Origin of the sequence: Agrobacterium sp. ST15.13.013 (assembly GCF_027956525.1) — a bacterium.
Classification (GTDB): domain Bacteria; phylum Pseudomonadota; class Alphaproteobacteria; order Rhizobiales; family Rhizobiaceae; genus Agrobacterium; species Agrobacterium salinitolerans.
In genome coordinates this window covers 1-20,498 of the sequence record NZ_JAQKGP010000042.1, presented here as the reverse complement: position 1 = coordinate 20,498, position 20,498 = coordinate 1, and the positions used below count along the sequence as shown (strand labels likewise).

20 protein-coding genes and 2 pseudogenes are annotated in these 20,498 nt (G+C 57.9%); 13 read left to right on the top strand and 9 right to left on the bottom strand.

Translation table 11 applies throughout. The features are described from left to right. Positions 1-367: 367 nt before the first annotated feature. Positions 368-1,015, top strand: coding sequence for an ArdC family protein (locus PL597_RS24965; RefSeq protein WP_271366560.1), 648 nt, complete (start codon positions 368-370; stop codon positions 1,013-1,015). Positions 1,016-1,289: 274 nt separating this feature from the next. Here the strand turns inward: PL597_RS24965 and PL597_RS24960 are convergent, their stop codons facing one another. The 3 genes from PL597_RS24960 to PL597_RS24950 all read right to left on the bottom strand — a co-directional run bounded on the left by PL597_RS24960 (position 1,290) and on the right by PL597_RS24950 (position 2,318). Beyond that, positions 1,290-1,466, bottom strand: coding sequence for a hypothetical protein (locus PL597_RS24960; RefSeq protein WP_271366559.1), 177 nt, complete (start codon positions 1,464-1,466; stop codon positions 1,290-1,292). 47 nt (positions 1,467-1,513) lie between these two features. Continuing rightward, positions 1,514-1,915 (bottom strand): hypothetical protein, encoded by a 402-nt coding sequence (locus tag PL597_RS24955; RefSeq protein ID WP_271366558.1) that lies wholly within the window; start codon positions 1,913-1,915, stop codon positions 1,514-1,516. A gap of 196 nt (positions 1,916-2,111) precedes the next feature. Further along, positions 2,112-2,318, bottom strand: coding sequence for a hypothetical protein (locus PL597_RS24950; protein ID WP_271366556.1), 207 nt, complete (start codon positions 2,316-2,318; stop codon positions 2,112-2,114). On the opposite strand from PL597_RS24950, the gene PL597_RS24945 reads away from it, so the two are divergent. Then, positions 2,220-2,417, top strand: a complete 198-nt coding sequence (locus PL597_RS24945) for a hypothetical protein (RefSeq protein WP_112346404.1) — start codon at positions 2,220-2,222, stop codon at positions 2,415-2,417. The genes PL597_RS24950 and PL597_RS24945 overlap by 99 nt on opposite strands. 238 nt (positions 2,418-2,655) lie before the next feature. Here PL597_RS24945 and PL597_RS24940 read toward each other — a convergent pair. The 3 genes and pseudogenes from PL597_RS24940 to PL597_RS24930 all read right to left on the bottom strand — a co-directional run. Next, positions 2,656-2,898 (bottom strand): annotated as a pseudogene (locus tag PL597_RS24940) (hypothetical protein); the annotation flags it as partial. 4 nt (positions 2,899-2,902) lie between these two features. Next, a complete protein-coding gene (locus PL597_RS24935) occupies positions 2,903-3,172 on the bottom strand; it encodes a hypothetical protein (RefSeq protein WP_269824998.1) in 270 nt (89 codons plus the stop codon). Positions 3,173-3,240: 68 nt separating this feature from the next. Beyond that, on the bottom strand, positions 3,241-4,014 hold the full coding sequence (locus PL597_RS24930) for an SDR family oxidoreductase (RefSeq protein ID WP_271366555.1): 774 nt from the start codon (positions 4,012-4,014) through the stop codon (positions 3,241-3,243). A 142-nt stretch (positions 4,015-4,156) separates the two neighbouring features. Here PL597_RS24930 and PL597_RS24925 point away from each other — a divergent pair, with 142 nt between their 5' ends. Then, on the top strand, positions 4,157-5,056 hold the full coding sequence (locus PL597_RS24925) for a LysR family transcriptional regulator (protein ID WP_269825000.1): 900 nt from the start codon (positions 4,157-4,159) through the stop codon (positions 5,054-5,056). Positions 5,057-5,322: 266 nt separating this feature from the next. On the opposite strand, the gene PL597_RS24920 is transcribed toward PL597_RS24925, so the two are convergent. Then, positions 5,323-6,054: a DeoR/GlpR family DNA-binding transcription regulator gene (locus PL597_RS24920; RefSeq protein WP_271366564.1), complete on the bottom strand. Its 732-nt coding sequence runs from the start codon at positions 6,052-6,054 to the stop codon at positions 5,323-5,325. A 337-nt stretch (positions 6,055-6,391) separates the two neighbouring features. Here PL597_RS24920 and PL597_RS24915 point away from each other — a divergent pair, with 337 nt between their 5' ends. From PL597_RS24915 to PL597_RS24870, 10 genes and pseudogenes are all read left to right on the top strand, one after another. Further along, positions 6,392-7,438: an autoinducer 2 ABC transporter substrate-binding protein gene (locus tag PL597_RS24915; RefSeq protein WP_271366554.1), complete on the top strand. Its 1,047-nt coding sequence runs from the start codon at positions 6,392-6,394 to the stop codon at positions 7,436-7,438. 73 nt (positions 7,439-7,511) lie between these two features. Next, positions 7,512-9,011, top strand: a complete 1,500-nt coding sequence (locus PL597_RS24910) for a sugar ABC transporter ATP-binding protein (RefSeq protein ID WP_271366553.1) — start codon at positions 7,512-7,514, stop codon at positions 9,009-9,011. Positions 9,012-9,024: 13 nt separating this feature from the next. Beyond that, entirely contained in the window at positions 9,025-10,002 is a 978-nt protein-coding gene (locus PL597_RS24905; RefSeq protein WP_271366552.1) for an ABC transporter permease, read from the top strand. A 14-nt stretch (positions 10,003-10,016) separates the two neighbouring features. Then, a complete protein-coding gene (locus PL597_RS24900) occupies positions 10,017-11,015 on the top strand; it encodes an ABC transporter permease (protein ID WP_271366551.1) in 999 nt (332 codons plus the stop codon). Between the two features lie 4 nt (positions 11,016-11,019). Further along, positions 11,020-12,102: an aldose 1-epimerase family protein gene (locus PL597_RS24895; protein ID WP_269825004.1), complete on the top strand. Its 1,083-nt coding sequence runs from the start codon at positions 11,020-11,022 to the stop codon at positions 12,100-12,102. A gap of 24 nt (positions 12,103-12,126) precedes the next feature. Further along, a complete protein-coding gene (rbsK, locus tag PL597_RS24890; protein ID WP_271366550.1) occupies positions 12,127-13,065 on the top strand; it encodes a ribokinase in 939 nt (312 codons plus the stop codon). Between the two features lie 19 nt (positions 13,066-13,084). Continuing rightward, positions 13,085-14,044, top strand: coding sequence for a deoxyribose-phosphate aldolase (gene deoC, locus PL597_RS24885; RefSeq protein WP_271366549.1), 960 nt, complete (start codon positions 13,085-13,087; stop codon positions 14,042-14,044). 10 nt (positions 14,045-14,054) lie between these two features. Next, on the top strand, positions 14,055-16,451 hold the full coding sequence (locus PL597_RS24880; protein ID WP_271366547.1) for an aldehyde dehydrogenase family protein: 2,397 nt from the start codon (positions 14,055-14,057) through the stop codon (positions 16,449-16,451). Positions 16,452-16,914: 463 nt separating this feature from the next. Then, positions 16,915-17,091, top strand: a pseudogene (locus tag PL597_RS26370) (RHE_PE00001 family protein); the annotation flags it as partial. A gap of 364 nt (positions 17,092-17,455) precedes the next feature. Next, positions 17,456-19,318, top strand: a complete 1,863-nt coding sequence (locus tag PL597_RS24870; RefSeq protein WP_271366546.1) for an ABC transporter ATP-binding protein — start codon at positions 17,456-17,458, stop codon at positions 19,316-19,318. 42 nt (positions 19,319-19,360) lie between these two features. Here the strand turns inward: PL597_RS24870 and PL597_RS24865 are convergent, their stop codons facing one another. Further along, positions 19,361-20,035 (bottom strand): RES family NAD+ phosphorylase, encoded by a 675-nt coding sequence (locus PL597_RS24865; RefSeq protein ID WP_271366544.1) that lies wholly within the window; start codon positions 20,033-20,035, stop codon positions 19,361-19,363. A gap of 324 nt (positions 20,036-20,359) precedes the next feature. Next, positions 20,360-20,482 (bottom strand): hypothetical protein, encoded by a 123-nt coding sequence (locus tag PL597_RS24860; protein ID WP_271366562.1) that lies wholly within the window; start codon positions 20,480-20,482, stop codon positions 20,360-20,362. Between the last annotated feature and the right edge of the window lie 16 nt (positions 20,483-20,498).

Here is a 20,498-nt window from a genome sequence, read left to right as displayed (position 1 = left end):
CAACGTAGTCTCCATGGAGAAACTCCTTGTCTCTCATCCATGGAACGTCGATCCCAGATCAGAAGGCGGCAGACAACGTGGGAGCAGAACAACGGTTACCTATGTATGCGTGCTCATGACGAGATGCGTTACGATGTTTGCCCAAAAATTTGGAAGCTTGCTGATCAAGGATCGTCCCTGTCGCAAAGAGCCACGGCCATAGCTGCCTTCTTTAGGCTTTTCTGACAGCCCCTCCCATCCCATGCAACGGTATGCACCGTCTTTTCGCTTCGCCCGCCCCTTCGGGGTGCAAGGGCTGCTTTGGCCTGTCTCTCCGGACGCCATCAGGCCGCGATGGTCGCGGTCTCCACAGCGAAAGGAGACAATAATGTCCAAATCATCTTCACCCAAATTCGATGTCCATCAGGAAATCACCAGCCGCATCGTTGATGCTCTCGAAAACGCAGGCGAATTCCAGCTCCCCTGGATCGCCAACAAAGCCGGAAGCTTTGCTCGCCCCGTCAATGTCGCATCGCGCAAGCCCTATAACGGCGTGAACATTGTCAGCCTCTGGGTCTCTGCTCAGGCTTCTCAGTATCCCTCGAATGTCTGGGGCACCTACCGCCAGTGGCAAGATGTCGGATGCCAAGTGCGCAAGGGCGAGAAATCCTCCCTCGTCGTCTTCTACAAGACTTTCGATGTCGAGCAGATCAATGACGAGACCGGTCAGGCCGAGCAAGCCGAACGCATGGTTGCGCGTGCCAGCTGGGTCTTCAATGCCGCCCAGGTGGACGGCTTCCCTCTCGATCAGACCGATATCCCAACCCAGCCTTCGTTCGACCCGATCGCTCAGGCTGAAGCCTTCGTCAAGGCAACCGGTGCGGTCATCGAGGAGGGTGGCGATAAAGCCTACTATGTCCCGTCGGCTGACATCATCCGCACGCCGGAGCGCCGCCGCTTCATTGGCACCGCCACCACGAGTGCCGCCGAAGGATTTTACAGCACGCTCTGCCACGAACTCACCCATAATGCATAGCGGCAATCTAGGTGAGATTCGTCTCATCCTGATTGCCGCGCTATACCCATAATGCTGATATCCAGATTATGCCGATAAATCCCCGGATGAGCCAGACGCCTTGGCCTCCGGCTCGCGGATCCCGGCATAATACAAAGCAAAAGGGAAAGCTGTCGGCGATTGTCCACCCCGTCGTCGGTGCTCATCAGAAACTCGGCCGCTATGGACCTCGTGGGTGTTGCAAATCAGCCGCTTGCGGCAATGCCTCACAGTTATGCTTGAGCTCGCACAGGTTTCAAGCAACCGTTTTCGCTTGGGCGAGCCAGACGCAAAGCGTGGCAAGCAAGCCCAAAACCAAGAGGACAATCGGAATACGTTCTACGTCTCTCCAGAATCCTGGTTCAGGGCGGTTGCCCATCGCTGTGCCAAGAACATCAATCACGAAATCGGCAACCCTCACGATGCTCGTCATAGCTCATGCCCTTGTCGCGCTTCAGCGGGATATACTCTTAGCTTCGATCACTTGCGGAATGTCGCAGCAATAGTGCGGGGCCGGCTCTGCTCCGCGATGAGAAGCAAAACCTGCAGCTCGCCTTCATCATGAACCAATGCGATCTTTAGCGGTCGGGCCTTGCCGGAGTTCTGCCAGACACCATCCCCTTGGATAGAAGGCAATTCTGCAGCGAAACGCTTGGGGGCAGACCTGACTACGGCAGACCAGCCGTTGTTTGCCACGACCTGTAGTGTCTTTCCATTACGTTTAATCGTGATCGTGCATTGTGAACATTCGCCGGCATTTGACTTCACCTTTTTCCAAGTTCCCTCGTAGAGATCGAGATGCTCCGCTCCTGAGGGCTGAACGTTCGAAAACATGAAGATGGTCACGGCTACTAGAAATCGCAGCTTTGATTTGAAATCCATCGGGTGTCCGCTCCTTTGATGCAGACAATTTAGGATTGCATATCTTTCGTCTTGGTAATTTTTTCCTAGCGGATTTTAACATTCTGACGAACAGAGCTTTCGTCGAAAACGGGCGCGCCTGAAACTGGTTGAGTGGACGAAGCAACACGTGTGTTTTGTCGCGTTAGAGAACGGGACCTACGCCAAACAGCAACGCTCAGCAGTGGAGCGAAATGACCACGATCGCATCCTCCAGCGCCTGACACATCTTGCGAGGCATGTGAATTGACCGCTGTCTTTCCTTGTTCGAAACAAGGAGAATACCATGACGATCAGTCGCTATCGCTACTTCTACGCCTGTGCCTTCTCGCTGTTCGAGGACCATCTCGTGGCCTTTGTCGATGAGATGGTCGAGCTCGATCATGCAGAAAGCACGATCACCTTCTACCTGAGCTGTATCAACGATGTTGCGAAAGCAATGCACGGGGCAGGGATGGCTGCATCTGAGCTCGATCAAAGGTAAGCCGCCGAACTCGTCGCAGCCATGGGGTGGATAGAATCCCGAGAGACCTACGCGAAGTACATGATGAAGCGATTTGTGCGCGTTCTTGCGGTGCGTGGCGTGACGAGGGAGCGTCCGGCGCTATCGCCAAAAGAGGCCGCGCGGATGGAATTACGGGCAGCCTATGAAGACTATTTGCGCCGTCAGCGGGGGGGTGAGCGAACGTACGATAATCGATAGCTGGAGGTTTGCGGGGCAACAGGAACATGACGACGCCGAGTTCGGCCACATGCAGGATCGATTGCGGGGCGGAGAACAGGCTGATGCCGAACGGCCCGATGGCAAGCCCGGCGGCCAGATAGCCGAGGACGGAGCCGAGGCCGAGCCGCTTGAACAGCGGCACGGCGATGACCGCCGCCCCCAGCAGGACGACGATCGGGACGAGGTTGAAACCATGGGCCGCAGCGGCCTCGACAGTATGAGAAAGAGTTTGCGCTGCCATGAAATCAGCCTCTCGCTAGTTGCCAGGCGAGGACCGCCGCAAGGGCCGCCGGCACGGCGAACACGACCAGCAGGATCGGCAGCTCCTGGGCGACCGTGTAGCCCGCCCTCGTTACGCCGACCCACATATTGACGAGCGCCACCGCCAGCCAGGCAGGAATAAAGAGTTTCGCGCCCGTGGCGATACCGGCGAGATCGCTGCCCCAGAGTTTCCCGAACAGGGAAAACACGCCCAGCAGGACGGCGCCTCCGACGATGACCAACAGCATATGCATGAGCGCGTCCCCCTGTGTCGCGATAAAGACCGGACGGCCTGCCGGGAGGACAGGCCGTCCATCCGTTCTTACTTCGTGGTATAGCCGCCATTCACGAGGATGGTCTGGCCGGTCATCCACCAGCCGTCCGACACCATGAAGCGGATATAGGGGACGATATCCTCGATGTCGGTGAGACCGGTCTTCGAGAAGCCGGACAAAGCCGCCGCCGTCTTGTGATAGGCGACGGCGTCTGCGCCTTCAGCCGGATAGAAGAACGGCGTGTCCATCGGTCCGGGACCTATCGCCGTCACCGAGATGCCGCGCTCGCCGAACTCCTTGGAAGCCGCGCGCGTGAAATGCTCGACCGGGGCCTTGGTGCCGGCATAGGCCGCATAGAAAGGGGTAAAGGCGCCGAGCAGCGAGGTGACGAGGGTCACCAGCTTGCCGTTGTCGTTGAGATGCTTGCCTGCTTCCTTGATGAAGAAGAAGGCCGTCTTGGCGTTGACCGCGCTCATCTCGTCATATTCGGCTTCCGAAATCTCGACCATGGGCTTCTTGAGCACCTTGCCGACGGTATTGATGGCGATATCCGGGCGGCCGAGGGCGGCGACCGCATCTGCAAACAGCGTCTCCACGGCGCCTGCCGTTTTCAGGTCCGCCTGGATGGCGATCGCTTCCGCGCCGGCCGCTTTCACCGCCGCAACCGTCGTGTCGGCGTCCGCCTTGGTCGCCGCGCTGTTGTAGTGAATGGCGATCCCCTTGGCGCCCTGCGCGGCGAGATCGCGGGCGATCAGCCCGCCCAGGTTCTTCGCGCCGCCGGCGATGATGACGGTTTTGCCATTGATGCTGTGATCGGTCATTGGCGTTGGCTCCTTCGCTTGCCTCGCGGCCATCAGGCGACCGCTTCCTACATCACACCATATCGTCTATAGATTCATCATAAAGACGCTCGTTCTGACATCACCTGTCAGGCTGGCCGACCAATCAAGTTAGTTGAAGCGCATGGACCGTATCGATCTCTTCCGCACTTTCGCCCGCGTCGTCGAATGCGCGAGCTTCACCCGCGCTGCCGATACGCTCGGGATGCCACGTTCGTCCGTGTCAGCCGCGGTGATCGAGCTCGAAGCGCGGGTCGGCGCGCGCCTGCTTCACCGGACCACCCGAAAGGTCTCGCCAACCCAGGACGGCGCGGCATTTTATGAACGCTGCCTGCGGCTGATCGCCGATGTCGAGGAGACCGAGGGCCTGTTCCGACAGACGGCGGGCCAAACGTCAGGCAAGCTGCGGATCGATGTGCCGGGCCGGATCGGCCGTTTGATCATCGCGCCCGCCTTGCCAGAATTCCTCGACCGTCATCCCCAGCTCGACATCGAACTGCGCGTCACCGATCGGACGGTGAACCTGGTCGAGGAGAGCGTCGACTGCGTGCTTCGGGTCGGGCCATTGAGCGATTCCGGTCTCATCGCCCGCAAGATCGGCGATCTCTCACTGATCAATGTCGCCAGCCCCGCTTATCTCGCCCAACATGGGACGCCAAGCGCGCCAGACGATCTCGGCGCGCATCTCGCCGTCAACTATGCGCCGCCATCGACCGGTCGCGTCGAAGATTGGGAGTGGGTTGAGAACGGCGAGGTGGGCATGATGCCGATTCGCGGCCGTGTCACGGTCAACAGCGCCGAGGCGTATATCGCCTGTTGCCTCGCCGGGCTCGGCTTGATTCAGATCCCGGCTTACGACGTGAAGCGCCACATCGACGCCGGCGAACTCGTTGAAGTGATGCCCGACCATCGCGCCGAACCCATGCCCATGGCCTTGCTCTATTCGCACAGGCAGCATCTCTCGCGCCGATTGCAGGTCTTTGCGGACTGGCTCGAAGCGCTGCTTAAGCGGGAACTCTTGTAATGAGCAGCCTCCGAAAAAGCCGATCGAAAATGACGGTGTTTATGCGGCACCAGAGGGCAATCGGCGGCTAAAGTAAGTCTTTGAAATTGCAGAACGAGCAAGTTGCTCGGGCGTATGAGAACCTATCCTATGCCACCATCTTTATGTCGAGGTGCGGCCCGAAAAGCGGATTGCCCATGTGCTGCTGTGGTGCAAAAAAAAGGTCCGAAAAGGTCGATGCCTGCGCCGCCCTCTACGAGCAGCAGGGAACGCGCGCCAATTTCGGCTTATTTTAGCCAAGGTAAGGGTTGATCCGACACAATTGAATTGAAGTCGCCTATTGAAGCATAGCGTGCGGCCCGCACCTTGCTGAACTTGCTGCTGTCCACCACAAGATGCTTTTGCATTGAGCGTTGCATGACCATCTGTTTGATCGGCACTTCATGAAAATGCGAACAAGTCACGCCGTGATGTCCGTCCACGCCGCCAGCAGACAGGAATGCTTTGTTGATATTGAGGCGCTTCAGCACCTCAATGCCTTCATCCCCCGAAAACGAGGCCGCTTCCGGATGATAGAGCCCGCCGAGCATGATCAGGCGGACATCGTTTCTGCTCGCTAGCTCCTCGGCAACATTAAGAGAATAGCAGATGGCGGTGACATGGCCACGTACCGGAATCTGCCGCGCCAGATGTGGCATCGTCGTTCCGCAGTCGATGAATATCGTGTCATGTGGCTCGATCAAAGCGGCAGCCTGCACGCATGCGCGCATCTTGGCCGCTGCATGGCTGTCCTTTTCCTGCTCCAGGACATAGTCGCTGCTGATTGCGCCGTCCTGAACCGGAATGATGTAGCCGCCAAGACAACTCAACCGTTCGCCGTCGGCGGCAATGTCGCGTCGAATGGTAATCTCGGATACGCCAAGCCGGGAGGCGGCATCCCGCAGCCTTAGGACGCCCGTTTCCTGAACTAGCTTGGCCAGCGCGTCCAACCTGGCATTGTGTGCACTTACTTTGCTCACCTTGTCTCCGTTTTCGGCTTCTCGCTGCGCTTCATATTTCGGTGTCACTTTGCTCGCAATCGCCTCTTTCTGCGCTTGACAGAAGAATAACAAACATGAAACGATCGAAACATAATGATCGGATTCTATCATAATAGTTCGCATTATCGGGAGAGGAAAACAACAGGTTTCTAGGTCACATCGTGACCTACGCACCGGGGCACGGGAGGCCTTTCCGGGAGAATGAGGAGGCGTCGGACGCGTGAGCAGCGGTTCCCGACGTGAGGAATCGAACATTATCGAGTGCTGCGACTGGAGTAGGTTCGGCACATTGCAGTTTCAAAGGGAGGAGTTATTCGTGAACAAGATTTTCACTACCATCGCGCTTGCTGCAACGCTTTCGGCCTCGGCTGTCTTTGCGCAAAGCGCCGTCGATGCGTCGAAGGTCAACAAGGAGCTGATCACAACGGCGAGCGGCAAAAAATATACCATTGCAACTGTCGTGAAGGTGGATGGTATTGCGTGGTTTGACCGCATGCGCGATGGCGTCGAGCAGTTCAAGGGCGATACCGGAAACGATGTCTGGATGGTTGGCCCAAGCCAGGCTGATGCCGCCGCTCAGGTGCAGATCGTTGAAAACCTCATCGCGCAGGGCGTTGATGCCATCGCCATCGTGCCGTTCTCGGTCGAAGCGGTGGAGCCGGTGCTCAAGAAAGCCCGAGATCGCGGCATCGTCGTCATCAGCCATGAGGCTTCCAACATCCAGAACGTCGATTTCGACATCGAAGCCTTCGACAACAAGGCCTATGGCGCGAACCTGATGAAGGAACTTGGCAAATCCATGGGCGGTAAGGGCAAGTATGTCGCCACCGTTGGCAGTCTGACCTCCAAGTCGCAGATGGAATGGATCGACGGCGCCGTCGAGTACCAGAAGGCAAACTTCCCGGAAATGTCGCAGGCGACCGAGCGGCTGGAAACCTATGACGACGCCAACACCGACTACACCAAACTCAAGGAAGCAATGACCGCCTATCCGGACATTACCGGTATTCTCGGCGCGCCGATGCCGACATCCGCAGGCGCTGGCCGCCTGATCGCCGAGGGCGGTCTGTCGGGCAGAGTTTTCTTCTCGGGCACGGGCCTGGTTTCAGTTGCCGGCGAATACATCAAGAACGACAATATCCAATACATCCAGTTCTGGGATCCGGCCGTTGCCGGTTATGCAATGAACATGCTGGCCGTCGCGGTTCTTGAGAAGAAGAGCGAGCAGATCAAGGCCGGTCTGAACATGGGTCTGCCCGGTTATGAAAGCCTGCTTGTTCCTGATGCCTCCAAGCCACACCTGCTCTATGGCGCGGGTTGGGTCGGCGTGACCAAGGAAAACATGGACAAGTACGACTTCTGATCCGAACCACGGAGGGAGGGGCAACCCCTCTCTCCGTGCACCCGCGTGTTTTCCAGCCTTGCACGAGGCCACTATGACTGAAAATCTGATCGAGCTGCGCCACATCGGTAAGCGGTTTGGCGGCGTGAAGGCGCTCGACGACGTATCGCTGAGCATTCGCCCGGGCGAAATCCATTGCCTTGCCGGTGAAAACGGTTCCGGCAAATCTACCGTCATCAAAATCATGTCCGGGGTTTACACACCCGAGGACGGTGAGATTCTGATCGACGGGAAGCCTGTCGGCAAACTCGATCCGGTAAAATCCGTTCACCACGGTATTCAGGTGATCTATCAGGATTTTTCGCTGTTTGGGAACCTGACGGTCGCCGAGAATCTGGCCATCAATACCTTTCTGATGGAAGGTCGCAAGACGGTCGACTGGCGACATGTCCGTGAGCTGGCCCAAAAGGCGTTGGACCGCCTCGGCGTGAGTATCGATCTTGATACGGATGTCGAAACCCTGCCGACTTCTGGAAAGCAGATCGTGGCGATTGCCCGTGCCGTCATGGCCGATGCACGCCTGATCATCATGGATGAGCCGACGACGGCGCTGACGCGCCATGAGGTTGATGCCCTCTTCAAGATTGTGCGTGATATTCAGGCGCAGGGCATCGCCGTGCTTTTCGTCAGCCATAAAATGCGCGAGATGCTGGAAATTAGCGAGCGCCTGACAGTTTTCCGCAATGGCAAGAAGGTGGCCGAAGGGCCGATCGCCGAATTCGATGAGCCGGCAATCACTCGCGCGATGACGGGGCAGGAGCTGACGGCCCACAGCTACCAGTGGGTAGCGCAGAAAGGCGCCGATACACCAGTGCTGGACGTGCGCAACCTCTCGGTTCCGGGTTCCGTGGAAAACGCCGACCTGACGTTAAGGCCAGGTGAAATTGTCGGTATTTCGGGCTTGATCGGTTCGGGGCGTACCGAACTTGCCCTGGCGCTGTTTGGCATGCGCCCCGATTTTACCGGTTCAGTGCGCCTTGCAGGCCGCGAGGTCCACCCAAGGACCGTTCAGGAGGGTATTGCTTGCGGCGTCGCTTATGTGCCGGAGGATCGCCTGACCGAGGGGCTATTCCTGAAGCAATCCATTGAGCGCAATATCATTGTCACGTCGATAGAGAAATTCGTCCGAGGTCTTTTCATTAATCGCAAAAAGGCGGATGAGACGACCCGCGAAATGTTCTCGGCCATGCAGATCGTGGCGCCGGGACCGCACACGCCGGTCAACCATTTGTCCGGTGGCAACGCACAGCGCGTCGTTCTGGCTCGCTGGCTGTTGACGGGCGCCAAAGTGCTGATCCTGAACGGCCCGACCGTCGGCGTCGATGTCGGTTCCAAAGCACAGATCCACACCATCATCCGCAAGCTGGCCGAAAAGGAAGGCCTCGCCGTGCTGATGATTTCCGACGATGTGCCGGAACTGGTGCAGAACTGCAACCGCGTGCTGGTCATGCATCGCGGCCGTTTCGTTGACGAGTTGTCTGGAGAGAGCATGACCGAAGACGCCGTTAACGACCGGCTCAAGATGCTGAATTGAGGGGCCGCAAGTCATGAAATTCCTGAAAAGCACAGAATCCATTATCGCCTGCGTCTTGCTCGCGGCCATGGTCATCATCGGTCTCATCAATCCAGCCTTCTGGTCGCTCGACAACATCTTCGGCCTGTTGCGCTCGAATGTCGTGATCGGCATCATGGCGCTCGGCGTATTGCTGGTGATGATTTCCGGCGGCATCGACGTATCATTCACGGCCTTTGCCATTGCGGCGATGTATCTGACCGTGCGCAGTATGGTCTATCTCGGCTATGATGGCGTGCTCATTCCGTTTGTTGCGGCAACGCTGATTGGGCTCGTTCTCGGTGCTTTCAACGGTTTCATTATCCATCGTTTCAGGATGATCCCGCTGATTGTGACTCTCGGGACGGGTTCGATTGTGCGTGGTCTGGTTCTCGGCCTCGTCGGTACCAGCATCGTCAACATCAACAAGATGCCAAAGGAACTGATCGAGTTCGGCAAGACCGATGTGATCTCGCTGACGTCGGCCACTGGATCGACTTTCGGCCTGACCGCGATGTTCCTGGTCTATCTGGGGCTGGCATTGGTCATTCATCTCATCCTTACCTACACCATGATCGGGCGCAGCGTTTATGCCTATGGCGGCTCTCCTGAAGCAGCCAAACGTGTTGGCTTCAATACAGGTGCGACGATCTTCTTTGTCTATTGCCTCGCCGGTGCGCTGGCGGGCTTCTCGGGCCTGCTGCATTCGTCGATGATCTGGCTTGCCAACCCGCGTGATTTTGTCGGTCTCGAACTCGACGTGATCGCGGCCGTGGTTCTGGGCGGTGCGTCAATCTTTGGCGGACGCGGCACGGTTCTCGGCACATTGATGGGCGTGTTCATGCTGGTGATGGTCAAAAACTCGCTGATCATCATGAAAGTGGACACCACCTGGCAGCGCGTCGTTGTCGGCCTGATTATCATCATTGCCACTGCCATCACGGCATGGCGCGACCGTAAAAGCATAGCGTGACGGGAGAGCGCATCATGAAAAATTCGTTCGACATACGTCGGCTTTTCGGCAACGACAGCAACATCATTCAGCTTCTTGTCATCACCGTCATCGTCTTTGCGCTGATGACCTGGATGAACCCGGGCAAGTTCCTGAACTACTACAATTTCGAATCCATCAGCTACATCATGCCCGAACTGGGGATCCTCTCCATCGCCATGATGATTGCCATGCTGACCGGTGGCATCGATCTTTCCGTGGTGGGGATTGCCAATCTGGCGGGCATCATCGCCGGCGTCTATTTCCATTCCACCATGGTTCAGGCGGGGCAATCCTCCACTTCGGGTGTTGTGTTTTCCACCGGGCTTGGCATCGTCCTCGCCATGGCGGTTGGCCTGCTGGCTGGTCTGATCAACGGCCTTTTGGTCGCGAAGCTGCGTATTACCCCGATACTGGCGACGCTCGGCACAGGTCAGGTTCTGATGGGGCTGGCCCTGGTGTTGACCGGCGGCCCGGCAATCGTTGGCTTCCCTGACGCGTGGAACTGGATCGGCAACGGCAAGGTCTTGGGTATAGCGACGCCGTTTCTGCTGTTCATCGGCGTCTGCATCACCGTGGCGATCCTGCTGACGCGCTCGACGCTCGGCATTAACCTGATGCTGATAGGCACCAATCCGCGGGCAGCCGTCTTCGCAGGCATCCGCAAGGATCGCATGATGCTCTATTCCTATATGCTGACCGGCGTTCTGGCGTCGCTGGCGGGCATCATTCTGTCGGGGCGAACCAATGCAGCGAAATCCGACTACGGCGCGTCCTATCTGCTGCAGGCGGTGCTGATTGCCGTTCTCGGCGGCACAAACCCGGCAGGCGGGAAGGGGCGGGTTCTCGGTATCGCCATTGCGCTGATCGCCCTCATGCTGCTGTCCTCCGGTTTCCAGATGATGCGGTTTTCCAACCACCTTATCGACTTCATCTGGGGCGCATTCCTCATTCTCGTCATCGCCATCAATGCATGGCGAAACCCCGGCAGGTGAGCCCATGCAGGTAACAGAATTTCATCTTCGCAGGCAGGACTTCACCGATCTCCCGCATCTTCTAGCCGCAACCGATGGGCTGAAGGTTACCACCTTCCGCTACGCCACCGGCGTTGAGGCGCTGCAATTGGAGAACCGCCACGGCCGGATCGTCATATTGCCATTCATGGGGCAGATGATCTGGAGCGTTGAGTTCAACGGTGTGGACCTGACTATGGGAAGCCGCTTTTCGATGCCGCGACCTGCCGGTTCAATTGTTGAGACATACGGATGTTTTGCATTCCATAGCGGCATGCTGCGAAACGGCTGCCCGTCGCCGCAGGATAATCATGCCCTGCATGGCGAAATGCCCTGTGCCGCCATGGACAAGGCTGGTTTCGTCATCGGTCACGATGCGCGCGGCGCCTATGTTCGGGTAACAGGCGAAGTCGAATATGTCATGGGCTTCGGTGCCAATTATCTGGCCCGACCCAGCGTGACTTTGCATGCTGAGGAAACGCTTTTTGACATGGTCATGGACATCCAGAACCTGTCTTCAGCGTCCATGGATCTCATGTATATGTGCCATGTGAACTTTGCCTATGCCGAGGGTGCGCAAATCGTTCAGCCGGTGCCCTACACGCCCGAGCAGGTGAAGGTCCGAACGGTCGTACCCGGCCACGTCACACCAAATCCCGATTACCTTTCCCTGCTGGATACGCTGGCAAGGCAGCCTTCGGCCATGGAAGTGCTCGACGAACCACAACGTTACGACCCCGAACAGGTGTTCTACGTCAACGGCCTGCCGGCGGACGGTGAGGGGCTGACGCATCTGATGATGCAACGACGTGAGGGAGATGGCTTTGCCATCTCCTATCCGCTCGCGGCCTTCCCCAAGACAGTGCGTTGGATCCTGGTCAATGGGGATTCGCAGGTTGCCGCTTTTGCCCTGCCATCCACCTGCGAGCCGGAAGGCTATCTGGCGGAGAAGGCCAAGAACAACGTGCAGAGACTATCACCGGGTGAACGCAGGGTGTTTCCTGTACGGCTGGGCTATCTCGACTGCGCTGCCGCCGATCAGTTCGGCGCCAGGATCAGCGCCCTTTAAAACAGATAAGCAGGGAATATCAGCATGAGTAAGAAAATCGGGGTCGTCGGCTCCAATATGGTCGATCTCATCACTTACGTGGACCGTATGCCCGGACCGGGCGAGACACTCGAGGCGCCCACCTTCGAGATGGGGTGCGGCGGAAAGGGTGCCAACCAGGCGGTTGCCGCGGCGCGCCTTGGTGCTGAAGTGATGATGGTCACCCGGGTCGGTGATGATGTCTTCGCCGATAACACCATCCGCAACCTCGAGAGCTTTGGCGTTGACACGCGTCATGTGGTGAAGGTTGCCGGCAAATCCAGCGGTGTCGCGCCGATCTTCGTCGAACAATCAGGCGAGAATTCCATCCTCATCGTCAAGGGAGCCAATGCCGACCTTTTACCTGTTGAGGTCGACAAGGCGGCCGCCGATCTCAAAGAGTGCGGCTTGATCCTGATGCAGATGGAAGTGCCAGTTGAGACCGTCTACCATACTGTCGAATTTGCAGCCCAGAACGGTATCGAGACGATCCTCAATCCCGCGCCTGCCGCTGCCAATCTCGATCCTGAGCGCATCCGCCAGGTAACCTTCCTCGTGCCGAACGAGAGCGAGCTCGCCTTGCTGTCGGGGTTGCCGACCGATACCGACGAAGACATCGTCACAGCCGCCCGTTCGCTGATCGCTCGTGGCATTCGCACCGTCATCGTGACCCTGGGCGGGCGCGGTGCGCGCATGATTACGTCAAATGAGATCGTCAACATCGAACCCGTCAAAGTAACCCCCAAGGATACCACGGGTGCGGGCGATGCCTTTATCGGCTCCTTTGCCCGCTTTTACGCCGAAACGCGCGAGGTCGTATCCTCCCTGAAGAAGGCATCGCTTTACGCGGCGCATTCCATCACCCGTCCCGGAACACAGAAGGCCTACGCCAGCCTTGAAGAGTTCGAGGCATTTTGCCGCGACCATGCCAATGCCGCAGCCTGACCAGAAGAATGGACAGAAAATGAGCGAAGCATTTCCCAGAAACAACGGCACCGCTCTCAAACCGGAATGGTTTGAGGATATATCGGTCAATCGCAGCGCCTCCGAACGGCGCGCCGCGACAATCACTGCCCGGCGCTCGGTCAAGAAGGAATACCAGGTCGCCTGGCAGATCAAGGCCATCACCTGCATCGATCTGACGACGCTCTCCGGCGACGACACGCCCGGCCGTGTGCGCCGCCTGTGCGCCAAAGCGCGCCGTCCGGTCCGGGAAGACATTCTCGAAGCACTAGGCCTTGCAGATGCCGGCATCACCACCGGCGCCGTCTGCGTTTATCCGACCATGGTGCCCCACGCCGTCAAGGCGCTGGAAGGCACGGCTATTCCGGTCGCATCGGTGGCGACGGGCTTTCCGTCCGGCCTGACGCCGCTGCCGCAACGGCTGGCCGAAATCCGCTATGCCGTCGAGCAAGGCGCCAGGGAGATCGATATCGTCATAACCCGCGAGTTCGTTCTGACGCAGAACTGGACAGCACTTTACGACGAGATTGCCGCGATGCGTGAAGCCTGCGGCGACGCCCATATGAAGGCTATCCTGGCGACGGGCGATCTCAACACGCTGACCAATGTTTATCGCGCCTCGATGGTGGCCATGCAGGCGGGCTCGGACTTCATCAAGACCTCGACCGGCAAAGAGGAGGTCAACGCCACCCTGCCGGTCAGTCTGACCATGGTACGGGCACTGCGCGATTATGGCGAACTGACCGGCCAGAAGGTCGGCTTCAAACCCGCAGGCGGGTTAAAAACGGCAAAGGACGCGCTGTCGTGGTTGACGCTGATGAAGGAGGAACTGGGTAATCGCTGGCTTGAGCCAGACCTGTTCCGCATCGGCGCCAGCTCGATGCTTGGCGATATCGAGCGGCAGCTCGAACATTTCGTAACCGGCCGCTATTCCAGCGCTCACCATCACGCTGCCGCATAAGGACTGAAAAATGCGACCCATTAAGGACATTTTGGAAACCATGGAATATGGCCCTTCCCCCGAAGCCAATGGTGATGTGAAGCAGTGGCTCGACACTCACGGACGTTCGTTCGGACATTATATCAACGGCCGGTTTGTTTCTCCCGATGGCCGCAAGACGATTGCCGTGTCAAACCCCGCAAACGGGGACAAGCTTGCGGACATTATTTGTGGCAATGAGGAAGACGTGGATCAGGCGGTCAAGGCCGCCCGCGCGGCCTTCGGAAAATGGTCGAAACTGTCGGGTCACGAACGCGCCCGTTACCTCTACGCCATCGCCCGCCATATCCAGAAGCGCGAGCGCTTCCTTTCCGTTCTGGAAACGATGGATAACGGCAAGCCGGTTCGCGAAACCCGTGATATCGACATTCCACTTGTCGCGCGACACTTTTACCATCACGCCGGATGGGCTGAAATGGTGGAAGACGAGTTCCGTGGTTTCTCGCCGGTCGGTGTTTGCGGTCAGGTGATCCCCTGGAACTTCCCCCTACTGATGCTGGCCTGGAAGATCGCGCCGGCGCTTGCCGCCGGCAATACCGTGGTGTTGAAGCCCGCCGATCTCACGCCGCTGACGGCTGTCGCGTTTGCGGAAATCTGCCACGAGGTTGGCCTTCCGGCCGGTGTCGTCAACATCGTGCAGGGCGATGGCTCGACAGGCGCTGCGATCTGCGGCCATGACGGCGTCGACAAGGTTGCATTCACCGGTTCGACCAAGATCGGCCGCGTTATTCGCGAGCAGATTGCCGGCTCGGGCAAAAAGCTGTCGCTGGAACTGGGCGGCAAGTCACCCTTCATCGTGTTCGAGGACGCCGATCTCGATGCGGCGGTTGAAGGTGTTGTTGACGCGATCTGGTTCAACCAGGGCGAAGTCTGCTGCGCCGGTTCCCGCCTGCTGGTGCAGGAGGGTATCGCCGAGAAATTTTATGCCCGGCTGAAAAAGCGGCTGGAAACCCTGCGGGTCGGCGATCCGCTCGACAAGTCGACTGATGTCGGCGCGATTGTTTCCGCCACGCAGGTGAAACGCATCACGGATCTGGTTCGAAAGGGCGTGGAAGAGGGCGGTGAACTCTGGCAGAGTTCCAACCCGTTGCCGGCCACCGGCAATTATGTCGCTCCCGGCTTCTTCACAGATGTCGATCAGGCCTCGACGGTCTGCCAGGTAGAAATCTTTGGCCCGATCGCCGCGGCAACCACATTCCGCACGCCGGACGAAGCCGTTTCGCTGGCCAACAACACCCGTTACGGCCTTGCCGCCTCGATCTGGTCGGAAAACATCAATGTCGCGCTTGATCTGGCTGCCCGGGTCAAAGCAGGCGTGGTCTGGATCAACTGTACCAATATGCTGGACGCCGGTGCAGGTTTTGGTGGCTACCGTGAAAGCGGTTTCGGCCGTGAAGGTGCGCGCGAAGGGCTTTACGAATATCTGGCGGCAGACTGGGAAAAGAACGTGCCGGTCACAAAGCCCGCTGAAGCCTTCAAACCATCAGCATTGCCGAATGCTGACAGTAAAATGGCGATCGATGGCCTTGATCGGACCATGAAGAACTATATCGGCGGCAAGCAGGCCCGCCCCGATGGCGGCTACAGTTATTCGGTGACCGGCAAGGGCAACGCCGTGATAGGCATGGCCGGAATAGGCAACCGCAAGGACATCCGCAATGCTGTCGAAGCCGCGTCAAAGGCAGGCAGTTGGAGTTCCGCAACCGCGCATAACCGCGCGCAGGTGCTCTATTATCTCGCGGAGAACCTCGATACACGGCGCGACGAATTCGTTGCCCGCATCATCGATAGCACCGGTTTGAGTGAAAAGAAGGCGAGGGACGAGTTCGACGTGTCTCTGCGCTGCATTTCCTATTACGCCGCCCAGGCCGACAAGTTCGATGGCGCTGTGCACTCGACCAAGTCGCGTCACGTCACGCTTGCCATGAATGAGCCGTGGGGCATCGTCGGTATCGTTTGCCCCGATGAGGTGCCGCTCCTCTCGCTGGTGTCGCTGGTGCTGCCGGCAATTGCCATGGGTAATCGCGTCGTGGTCATCCCGTCATCGCGCCATCCATTGATTGCCGGCGATTTCTATCAGGTGCTGGACACGTCGGATGTACCCGGCGGGGTCATCAATATTGTCACTGGCGAACGCGATCTGCTTGCAAAGACGCTGGCGGAGCATGATGAGGTTGCAGCTATCTGGTATTTCGGATCGGCTGACGGAAGCGCGATGGTCGAGCAAGCTTCTGCGGGCAACCTGAAGGCCACCTGGGTCAATAATGGGCGACAGCCCGATTGGCTTGACCGTACACAAGGGCAGGGCCGTGACTATTTGCGCAGGGCGATTCAGGTGAAGAACATCTGGGTGCCATACGGAGCCTGACCCGGACAATGCGGGGCCTGTGACTAACAAGATTGCCGACGGGGACCAGTGGCCCCCGTAAGGTTTTCCGTAGAAATCAACCCTGCAACTGCACCTACCCACTGTTGCCGTCACCTGTTGTGCTGTGAGGATGATAAAGGCGGTAACTCAAGCAATAGCGACGGGCAAATTGAGTTCTTGTCCACGCGACTATGTTCGGGAATGCTTAAGCTCCAAAGGAGGGATTCGTAAATGGGCTTTTAGATGATGAAAATATATTTTTGAATTAAATTCAGCTAAAAATCGTAGTGCCGAGTGAAAATTCATTGGTTACCAATAATATGTAGAATTATCGGCTATTATAGCGAAATAGAACTCTATTATTGATACGAGATACTTATCGATGGGTAGAAGCTCAACTCCAAATCATACCATGTGAGGAGCCGTAATATTTATATAGAGTTCTTTTAGGCAAACATTTACCATGATTTCAATGGCTTACGATCTCGCGAAAATCAGCATGACGGCCCTGATGCGGCCGGTTTTTGACGCCGGTGTCGCTCTGACGCGTCTCGACGAGCGCATTGCCCGTTCGCCGGCCGGGCAGGGCTTCCTCGAGCGCACCCACTTTGCCGACGCCTGCGCCTCGCTGTGGGTCGACGCCGTTCGATTCCTATCAAGGCGTGCAGTCGATAGTAGTTTGATGCACGCTCCAACAGACTATCTACATAACCTGGGTGTTCCGGTTCGTTGGCGGTTTAACGCGGATCGCGGGGAGCTTTGTCAGGAGTACTGTTGCGACTTTTGTCACGTGTAACCCATGGGCAATCGCGCGATTGTAGCTACAATCGCGGAACAGTTTTCGCCGGGTGGACAACATTTCAAGCGCAACCCTCGCCGAGCCTCAATCACGAGCTCTGGCAAAAAATACATCCGGTAATTGAGCTTGAGCGCCACGCATGGTTCCATGACGGACGCGTAGCTGATTCCTCCCCGTCGATGCCAAACCGCGATCCGAGAGGCCCATGTCGATTTCAGATACGATCTTTCGCCCTTTCGAGAGGCTGATACGGCCGCTCGACATTCCCTTCCGGCCGCTGCCGTCAAAAGGCCCCGTGGCGGTACTGCTGCATTTCATCGGGATGTTTCGCGGCGTCCTCATCGCGCTTGCCCTGTCCTCCATGGCGGTCGAAGCCATCAATTTGTCGATTATCTGGGGATTGTCCGTGATCGTCGATGGCGTGACGGCGCAGGGTGCGGAGGCTTTCTTGCGCAATGAATGGCCGCTGCTTGCTGCGCTCGGACTGCTGATATTTCCCGCGATGCCGATGGCGTCATTTCTTCTCAATACGCTCAATTCGCACACGCTCGGCATCGCCGTGCCCGCGGCCATCCAGTGGCAGGGCCACAAGGCCGTGGAGCGGCAGGATCTGGCATTTTTCCATGAGCTTTATGCGGGACAGGTTGCCTCGCGTCTCTCGCAAGTTTCGTCGGCAGTTCAGCAGCAGATCATCAACGCATTCCAGATCGGACCGCGTTTCCTGTTGCAAATGATCGGCTCTCTTGCGCTCCTTGCCGCCTTGTCCTGGCAGCTGGCGCTGCCGGTGTTCATCTGGATCGTGCTAAATGTGGTTCTCGCCGTTAAACTGGCTCCCGTCTTCACGGAGCGGTCACGGCGCTCGGCGAAACAAAAGAGCCTTGTCTCGGGCGCGATCACTGATCTCTACAGCAATATGCAGATGATCAAGCAGTTCGCCGCCGAAGACAGCGAGGCGGGCGCTATTCGTCGCGTTCTGATGAAGGCGGTGCAGACGCAGCACAGGGAGCAGCGTGTTTACCGCGCGTCGGAGCTGGTTGTCGTGGCGCTTAACATGGCGCTGTGGCTGGCGATCCTGTCGGTGGGGTTTTCCGGTCTGGTGAAGGGCTTCATCACGGTCGGGGAATTCGTCGGCGCCGTCTATATCCTGCAACGCTTGTCGGGGCACACATTCACTTTCCTGCAGATGGGGCAGCAAATATTTCAGGCTATTGGGACCATCAAGGATGCCATGCCTGTCATGACGACACCACCGACCATAACCGACAGGGCAGGTGCTGCGGAGCTGAGTGTTTCACATGGGAACATCGATTTCGACCATATCCGCTTTGCCTACAAGTCTGGCAAGCCGGTTATCGATGATCTGTCGCTGACCGTGCGCGCCGGGGAGAAGGTCGGACTTGTAGGTCTGTCCGGCGCGGGAAAAACCACGCTGGTTAATCTGCTCCTGCGGTTCTACGACATTCAGGAGGGCGCCATTCGAATCGACGGTCAGGATATTCGTGATGTTACGCAGGCGAGCCTGCGCCGCAATATCGGGGTGATTGCCCAGGATGTGGCGCTGCTGCACCGGTCCGTGGGGGATAACATTCGCTATGGTCGGCCGGATGCGACGCTGGAAGATATCGAGCGGGCGGCGAAAGTGGCGAAGGCGGATGCCTTCATTGCCGATCTCGCCGATAGTGAGGGTCGGAAAGGGTATCTCGCTTTTGTCGGAGACCGTGGCATCAAGCTTTCCGGCGGGCAGCGACAGCGGGTCGCCATTGCGCGCGTGCTGTTGAAAGACGCGCCTATCCTGATCCTCGATGAAGCCACCTCCGCGCTTGATAGCGAGTCCGAGGCCGCCATTCAGGAGAAGCTCAATCTTGTGATGGATGGCAAAACGGTGATCGCCATCGCCCATCGCCTGTCGACCATTGCACGGATGGACCGGATTATCGTGCTGGATCACGGCCGGATTGTCGAAGAGGGACGACCGGACGAACTGGTCGAGCGGGACGGGCTGTTTGCACGGCTCTGGAAACGCCAGATTGGCGGCTTCATTCCAGAAGATGAGGGGGTGACGTCGTAACCGGCAGTCGACCATCCCGCGGAAACCTGTGCTTCGTCGCTGCTACGAGATTGCGACGATCGAATAGTCCGGCGCGCCTTGCCAGATTAGATCCCAGGACGCGCCGGGCCGGACGTTCTGGACAGCCCCCGGATCGAAACAAACCAGGCAGTTTCCGACGGGCGCACGGACGGAGGGATAGATGAGGCCGCGGCTTCCATCTCTTCGCAACCGGGCGGCCAGTTCCTGTCCCTCGAGATAGCCAACCTCCGGGTCCGGGTTGAGCGCGGCGTGTTCGGGTTCATCGGTCAGGTCGTCGAATTCTCCGATGAAGTCGGAGATCAGTTCGACATAACGGCCGCTGTCATGGAACGACCCGGCGAAACGAAGCTCGCGGGTTCTGTGCCATGCGACCTCCGCGACCGATACCATCACGTCCCAGGCGCGATACCAGGCTCCGCGATCTTCGGAGTTGAAGCGATTGCCTCCTGTCCGCGTATAGGTGAAGGCCGCATTGACATGCGTGTCGCCGTAGATCCTGAGATCACGGTTGCGCCGCCGCCAGGCAAGCTCTCGCGGATCGAGATGCGGATTGCGGCCGCGCTCGGCGAGCAACCGGGCGCTGGTCAACCCCTCAATCTCGGCCAGAACCTCCAGTTCCTCGTCGCTGTCGACCAGTAGACGACGGCGCTGGCCTTTGAGAGAGGCGTGCCGCAGCTTTGCTTGCTCCTCCAGCACGATGCAAGATTGGACATGGTGGGAGCGGCTTGTATTCCGTGCCGATTTTGTGGCCGCCATCCATGTATTGAAGATAGCCAGCCGTTGGCTGGCACCCTACGTTTATTGAGTTCTTTTTCGAGTCAGCCTCTCAGGCACAACTACCGGGAACGTTATTCGCTCGAACCCAAAAGTCCTCGTCTCGATAATGACGTTCCTGATTGGGATTTCCATTCTCATTCAAAGTTTGACGCCAAAGAACGTGGTGGCGGCAGGGTATTGTTGGGATCGTCACAGGCAAATTCTTCGATCGGGGGATCGCAGAGAAGCGATGACGGTCAATTCTCACACCTTCATCTGTCTGGCGGCGGTGAATTGCCGCCCTAATACAGGAGCGGCCAAAAGCAGTCCTATGAGCGACGACACGAGTTCGGGAACGACTAACAGGATCGCCGCCAAGATCAGCATTGTTCTCTCCCACCAA